The sequence below is a fragment of the Pseudomonas sp. NBRC 111123 genome, assembly GCF_001320205.1.
In the GTDB taxonomy this organism is placed as follows: Bacteria; Pseudomonadota; Gammaproteobacteria; order Pseudomonadales; family Pseudomonadaceae; genus Aquipseudomonas; species Aquipseudomonas putida_J.
This window is the reverse complement of sequence record NZ_BCAZ01000002.1, coordinates 251,563-258,416: the sequence shown is the minus strand read 5'-3', so window position 1 is coordinate 258,416 and position 6,854 is coordinate 251,563. Positions and strand designations below refer to the sequence as shown.

At 61.1% G+C, this 6,854-nt stretch carries 6 protein-coding genes; 4 read left to right on the top strand and 2 right to left on the bottom strand.

Features of this window, described 5'->3' with window-relative positions:
* Window positions 1-23 precede the first annotated feature (23 nt).
* Both APH27_RS02415 and APH27_RS02410 read right to left on the bottom strand, forming a co-directional pair.
* Window positions 24-1,244 (bottom strand): CaiB/BaiF CoA-transferase family protein, encoded by a 1,221-nt coding sequence (locus APH27_RS02415; RefSeq protein ID WP_060483878.1) that lies wholly within the window; start codon window positions 1,242-1,244, stop codon window positions 24-26.
* A 14-nt stretch (window positions 1,245-1,258) separates the two neighbouring features.
* Window positions 1,259-2,440, bottom strand: coding sequence for an acyl-CoA dehydrogenase (locus APH27_RS02410; protein WP_027917221.1), 1,182 nt, complete (start codon window positions 2,438-2,440; stop codon window positions 1,259-1,261).
* A gap of 162 nt (window positions 2,441-2,602) precedes the next feature.
* On the opposite strand from APH27_RS02410, the gene APH27_RS02405 reads away from it, so the two are divergent.
* The 4 genes from APH27_RS02405 (at window position 2,603) to APH27_RS02390 (ending at window position 6,841) form a co-directional block, all read left to right on the top strand.
* Window positions 2,603-3,529: a LysR family transcriptional regulator gene (locus tag APH27_RS02405; protein ID WP_060483877.1), complete on the top strand. Its 927-nt coding sequence runs from the start codon at window positions 2,603-2,605 to the stop codon at window positions 3,527-3,529.
* A gap of 410 nt (window positions 3,530-3,939) precedes the next feature.
* Complete coding sequence (locus APH27_RS02400; RefSeq protein ID WP_015268506.1) at window positions 3,940-5,061, top strand: Re/Si-specific NAD(P)(+) transhydrogenase subunit alpha; 1,122 nt, start codon at window positions 3,940-3,942, stop codon at window positions 5,059-5,061.
* Between the two features lie 11 nt (window positions 5,062-5,072).
* Entirely contained in the window at window positions 5,073-5,387 is a 315-nt protein-coding gene (locus APH27_RS02395) for an NAD(P) transhydrogenase subunit alpha (RefSeq protein ID WP_003256966.1), read from the top strand.
* Between the two features lie 2 nt (window positions 5,388-5,389).
* Window positions 5,390-6,841 carry an NAD(P)(+) transhydrogenase (Re/Si-specific) subunit beta gene (locus tag APH27_RS02390; protein WP_027917219.1) on the top strand — a complete coding sequence of 484 codons (1,452 nt, stop codon included), beginning with the start codon at window positions 5,390-5,392 and terminating at the stop codon, window positions 6,839-6,841.
* Window positions 6,842-6,854 lie beyond the last annotated feature (13 nt).

Here is a 6,854-nt window from a genome sequence, read left to right as displayed (position 1 = left end):
CTTCACCTTCTCTATATTAAGCGTCAAAGCACGCCTGCGATACGTAACCGCCCTACAGCATCAGCATCCATTCCCAGCACATCACCCAGTACCGCTTCGGTATGCTCGCCCAACAACGGCGGCGCACGCCGGTACTCCACAGGCGTTTCGGACAGCCGGATCGGGCTGGCCACCTGCGGCACAGCCCCAGCCAGCCCATGGGGCATGGTTACCGCCAGCCCACGAGCCACCACCTGTGGATCACAAAACATTTGCGCCAGGTCGTTGATTGGCCCGCACGGCACCCCAGCAGCCTCCAGCTGACTCACCCATTCGGCAGTCGTCTTGAATACCGTCGCCTGGCGAATCAGCGGAATCAGCTCGGCTCGGTTCGCCACCCGCTGCTTATTCGTAGCGAAACGCGGATCATCCGCCCACTGCGGCTGCCCGGCCACCTCGGCAAACTTGCGGAACTGGCCATCGTTACCCACGGTAAGGATGAAATCACCATCCGCTGTCGGGAAGTCCTGGTAAGGCACGATATTAGGGTGGGCATTGCCCAGCCGCCGCGGCGGGTTGCCGGTGGTCAGGTAGTTCATCGCCTGATTGGCCAGGCAAGCCACCTGCACGTCAAGCAGCGCCATATCGATGTGCTGACCTACGCCATGCTGATCGCGGTAGGCGAGGGCGGCCAGAATTGCCACTGTCGAATACAGCCCGGTCAGAATATCGGTCAGAGCAACACCCACCTTCACCGGCCCGGCACCTTCTTCTCCATCCGGGCGACCGGTCAGGCTCATCAGCCCACCCAGGCCCTGGATCATGAAGTCATACCCCGCGCGCTTGGCATACGGCCCGGTCTGGCCGAAGCCAGTGATCGAGCAATAGATAAGCTTGGGGTTGATCGCCTTCAGGCTCGGGTAATCCAGCCCATAAGCTGCCAGCCCACCGACCTTGAAGTTTTCGATGACAATATCCGACTTGGCCGCCAGCTCGCGCACCAGGCGCTGGCCTTCCGGCTGAGTGAAGTCGATGGTCACCGAGCGCTTGTTTCGGTTTGCCGACAGGTAATAGGCAGCCTCGCTGGTATTCTCGCCCTCGGCATCCCTGAGGAAGGGCGGGCCCCAGGAGCGGGTATCGTCGCCACTACCAGGGCGCTCGACCTTGATCACGTCGGCACCGAGATCCGCCAGGATCTGGCCAGACCAAGGCCCCGCCAACACACGGGAGAGGTCCAGTACCCGCAGATGAGATAGCGCGCCCATGGACTGGCTCCTTATCAGTAGAAAGCCTGGATGCCGGTTTGTGCGCGCCCGAGGATCAGCGCATGCACATCATGGGTACCTTCATAGGTGTTGACCACCTCAAGGTTGACCAGATGGCGCGCCACACCAAACTCGTCTGAGATGCCGTTGCCACCGAGCATGTCGCGGGCCATGCGGGCAATATCCAGGGCCTTGCCGCAGGAGTTGCGTTTCATGATCGAGGTGATTTCCACCGCTGCGGTGCCCTCGTCCTTCATGCGCCCCAGGCGCAGGCAACCTTGCAGGGCCAGGGTAATTTCGGTCTGCATGTCGGCCAGCTTCTTCTGGATCAGCTGGTTGGCAGCCAGCGGGCGACCGAACTGCTGACGGTCCAGGGTGTACTGGCGAGCGGTGTGCCAGCAGGCCTCGGCAGCACCCAGCGCCCCCCAGGAAATGCCATAACGCGCCGAGTTCAGGCAGGTAAACGGACCTTTGAGGCCACGCACATCCGGGAAGATGTTCTCTTCAGGAACGAACACGTTGTCCATGACGATTTCACCGGTGATGGACGCACGCAGGCCGACCTTGCCGTGGATCGCCGGAGCGCTGAGGCCTTCCCAGCCCTTTTCCAGGACGAAGCCGCGGATATCACCAGCATCATCCTTGGCCCAGACCACGAACACATCGGCGATCGGGCTGTTGGTAATCCACATCTTGCTGCCACTCAGGCGATAGCCGCCATCGACCTTCCTGGCACGGGTGATCATCGAGCCTGGGTCGGAGCCGTGGTTAGGCTCGGTCAGGCCAAAGCAGCCAATCCACTCGCCAGAGGCCAGTTTGGGCAGATACTTCTGTTTTTGCGCCTCGGTACCGAATTCGTTGATCGGCACCATCACCAGCGAAGACTGCACGCTCATCATCGAACGGTAGCCAGAGTCGATACGCTCCACTTCGCGGGCAATCAAGCCGTAGCACACGTAGTTCAGGCCGCTGCCACCGTATTGCTCGGGAATGGTCGCACCGAGCAGGCCGACTTCACCCATCTCGCGGAAGATCGCCGGGTCGGTCTGTTCGTGACGGAAGGCTTCCAGCACGCGCGGGGCCAGCTTGTCCTGGGCGAACTGATAAGCGCTGTCACGCACCATGCGCTCTTCTTCAGTGAGCTGCTGATCCAGCAGCAGCGGGTCGATCCAGTTGAAGCTTGCTTTACCGGCCATGGGCGAAATCCTCGAAATAGGGGAGCAGTTTCTTGTGCCTTTGATCCTAGGCCTGATCCGGGATCACGACAAACGAGGATTGCGCACGTATCAGTGATATTTTGTCACTCCGAGATACTCGAAACCGCCATATTCATGGCCACATGAGTGAGGTTGACGTACATGCGCCGCAAGATACCCAGCACCACCGCCCTGGTCTGCTTCGAAGCGGCCGCACGCCACGAAAGCTTCACCAAGGCAGCCCAGGAACTGGCCCTGACCCAAGGTGCCGTCTGTCGTCAGATCGGCGGACTGGAAGCGTTCCTCAACGTCGAATTGTTCAGGCGCTCACGCCGTGGCGTGAAATTGACCGAAGCCGGGCTCTCTTATAGCCGGCAGGTTGCCGCGCAACTGGATGCAGTTGAGCGCGACACGCTGTCGGTGATGCGCCAGCAGGGTGCCAACGTGATCGAACTGGCCGTAGTGCCCACCTTCGGCACCCAATGGCTCTTGCCCCGGCTCAAGGACTTCCAGCAACGCCACCCCGAAGTCACCGTCAACCTGACCAACCGCACCCGCCCGTTTCTGTTCGCCGACACCCCGTTCGATGCCGCCATCTATTTTGGCGATGCCGACTGGTCCGGCACCCAGTCCCATCGCCTGATGGGCGAAAACCCCATGCCAGTTTGCAGCCCAGCCTTGCTGGACGGGCAGGGCATGCTCGACGCTCAGCGCATTGCCAGCCTGCCACTGCTGCAGCAAACCACCCGGCCCTACGCCTGGCGACAGTGGTTCAATGGCCTGGGCCTGAATATCGCGGGCGACATGACAGGCCCGCGCTATGAACTATTCTCCATGCTGGCCCAGGCGGCCATGCACGAGATGGGCATCGCGCTGATCCCGCCGTTCCTGATCCAGCGCGAACTGGAGGAGGGTAGGCTGGTGGTCGCTAACAGGTACGCGCTCTCCAGCGACAAGGCCTACTATCTGATGATTCCCGAACGCAAGGTGGAGTCCGCGTCGCTCCGCGCCTTCCGTGACTGGCTTGTGAGCCAGGCACGGCTCTATACCGCCTCGCACAAAGGCGAAAGCGCTGACCTACCTTTGTAGTCAATTATTTTAAACACCTACAGATATACGTTTTTGTCGCATTAAAGAAAACTGTTCAGGTGAATCGAAAAACCTCATCGAAGCCCCTAAACACGCGGCTTTCAGAGGGTTTTACGACACTCGCAAGCCAATCCGCGAAATCATCGCAAAAAATTTCAAATTTTCCCCTAATCTGCCAATGGCCCATGGTTGACGGGCTGCAGCCTGTCGCTTGCGACATACGGTCACAGGGTGACTTGTAGTTTTAACTTCGTTTCGCTCCAGAACCGGTTGAAGGCCCCTGGGTTCGTCTGCAAAATGCTTCGCCCGCCCTGAATTCGGCGGGTTCGGCGCTCAACAGCCGCCCCAGCGCACCATCCGCAGTGTGCTGGCTTTTACAAAGACAAAAGGTCACCGCAGGAGAAATAGTCGTGCACATTGGTGTTCCTCTCGAGACGCAGACCGGTGAGACAAGGGTCGCTGCGACCCCGGAAACCATCAAGAAACTGATTGGCCAGGGCCATCAGGTCACCGTCCAACGGGGGGCAGGGCTTAACGCCAGCATTCCGGACAGTGCCTATGAGGCCGTGGGCGCTTCCCTGGGGAGCGCAGCCGATGCCTACGGCGCCCAATTGGTACTCAAGGTGGTCGCTCCCAACGACCAAGAGCTGGCCCTGATCAACAGTGGCAGCCTCCTGGTGGGCATGCTCAACCCTTTCAACAGCGAACTGATCGGCAAGATGGCCGAACGCGGGATTACCGCTTTCGCCTTGGAAGCCGCGCCCCGCACCTCACGAGCACAAAGCCTGGACGTGCTGTCGTCGCAGGCCAACATCGCCGGTTACAAGGCCGTGTTGCTGGCCGCCCACCACTACCCACGCTTCATGCCCATGCTGATGACCGCTGCCGGTACCGTTAAGGCCGCGCGCGTGCTGATCCTCGGGGCAGGCGTTGCCGGCCTGCAGGCTATTGCCACGGCCAAGCGCCTGGGTGCGGTGATCGAGGCGTCCGACGTGCGCCCCGCGGTGAAGGAGCAGATCGAATCGCTCGGCGCCAAATTCATTGACGTGCCGTACGAGACCGATGAGGAGCGCGAATGCGCCGAAGGCGTCGGCGGCTATGCGCGGCCGATGCCGGCCAGCTGGATGCAACGCCAGGCTCAGGCGGTACACGAGCGCGCCAAGCAGGCGGATATCGTCATCACCACTGCATTGATCCCAGGCCGCAAGGCACCGACCCTGCTCAGCGCCGAGACCGTGGCGCAGATGAAGCCGGGCTCGGTCGTCATCGACCTGGCAGCAGCCCAGGGCGGCAACTGTCCGCTGACCGTTGCCGACCAGGTGGTGCAGGAAAACGGCGTGATCATCGTCGGCCCGACCAACCTGCCGGCTCAGGTGGGCGCTGATGCCTCGGCGCTTTACGCACGCAACCTGCTGGACTTCATGAAGCTGCTGTTCGACAAAGACGGCGCGCTGGTCATCAACCTCGAAGACGACATCGTCGCGGCCTGCCTGATGTGCCGCGACGGCCAGGTCGTCCGCAAGAACGGCTAAGGAGCACGACAATGGAAGACATGCTGATTTCCCACGGCATCTACAACCTGATCATCTTCGTGCTGGCCATCTATGTGGGCTACCACGTGGTGTGGAACGTCACCCCGGCGCTGCACACCCCGCTGATGGCGGTTACCAACGCCATTTCGGCAATCGTCATCGTCGGTGCCATGCTGGCGGCGGCATTGACCGTGACCCCGGCCGGCAAGCTGATGGGCACCCTGGCGGTAGCACTGGCTGCGGTCAACGTGTTCGGTGGCTTCCTGGTCACCCGCCGCATGCTTGAGATGTTCAAGAAGAAAACCAAGAACGAGGCGCAGAAGTAAGCATGAGCATGAATCTGGTAACGCTCCTCTACCTCGTCGCCTCGGTGTGCTTCATCCAGGCGCTCAAGGGCCTTTCGCACCCAACCACCTCGCGGCGCGGCAACCTGTTCGGCATGATCGGCATGGGGCTCGCGATCCTCACCACGGTCGGCCTCATTTATAAGCTCGGCGCGCTCTCCGTTGGTAACGGCGGAGCCACTGCCGGTATCGGCTATGTCATCGTCGGCCTGTTGGTCGGCGGCACCGCCGGTTCGATCATGGCCAAGCGCGTCGAAATGACCAAGATGCCGGAACTGGTCGCCTTCATGCACAGCATGATCGGCCTGGCTGCGGTGTTCATCGCCATCGCTGCCGTGCTCGAGCCGCAGTCGATGGGCATCGTCGCCGCCATCAGCGACCCGATCCCCACCGGCAACCGCCTGGAACTGTTTCTTGGCGCGGCCATTGGTGCCATCACCTTCTCCGGTTCGGTGATCGCTTTCGGCAAGCTGTCGGGCAAGTACAAGTTCCGCCTGTTCCAAGGCGCACCGGTACAGTTTGCTGGGCAGCACAAGCTGAACCTGATCCTGGGCCTGACCACCATCGCCCTGGGCCTGCTGTTCACCTTCACCGGCCATTACAGTGCCTTCACCCTGATGCTGGCCCTGGCCTTCATCATGGGCGTGCTGATCATTATTCCGATCGGTGGTGCCGACATGCCGGTGGTGGTGTCGATGCTCAACAGCTACTCGGGCTGGGCTGCGGCCGGTATCGGCTTCTCGCTGAACAACTCAATGCTGATCATCGCCGGCTCCCTGGTCGGTTCGTCTGGTGCGATCCTCTCTTACATCATGTGCAAGGCGATGAACCGCTCGTTCTTCAACGTCATCCTTGGCGGCTTTGGCGGCGATGTCGATGCCGGCGCGGCGCAAGGCTCGAAAGAGCAGCGCCCGGTGAAGTCCGGCTCGGCCGACGATGCCACCTTCCTGCTGAGCAACGCTGACAGCGTGATCATCGTCCCGGGCTACGGCCTGGCGGTGGCCCGTGCCCAGCACGCACTGAAAGAACTGACCGAGAAGCTGACCCACAACGGTGTAACCGTGAAGTACGCGATCCACCCGGTGGCAGGGCGCATGCCTGGGCACATGAACGTACTGCTGGCCGAAGCCGAAGTGCCGTACGACCAGGTGTTCGAGATGGAAGACATCAACGCCGAGTTCGGCCAGGCCGACGTGGTGCTGGTGCTGGGCGCCAACGACGTGGTCAACCCGGCCGCGAAAAACGATCCGAAGTCGCCGATCGCCGGCATGCCGATCCTCGAAGCGTTCAAGGCCAAGACAATCATCGTCAACAAGCGCTCCATGGCCAGTGGCTATGCCGGCCTGGACAACGAACTGTTCTACCTGGACAAGACCATGATGGTATTTGGTGACGCGAAGAAGGTCATCGAGGACATGGTGAAAGCGGTGGAGTGACAGCGGCTGCCGC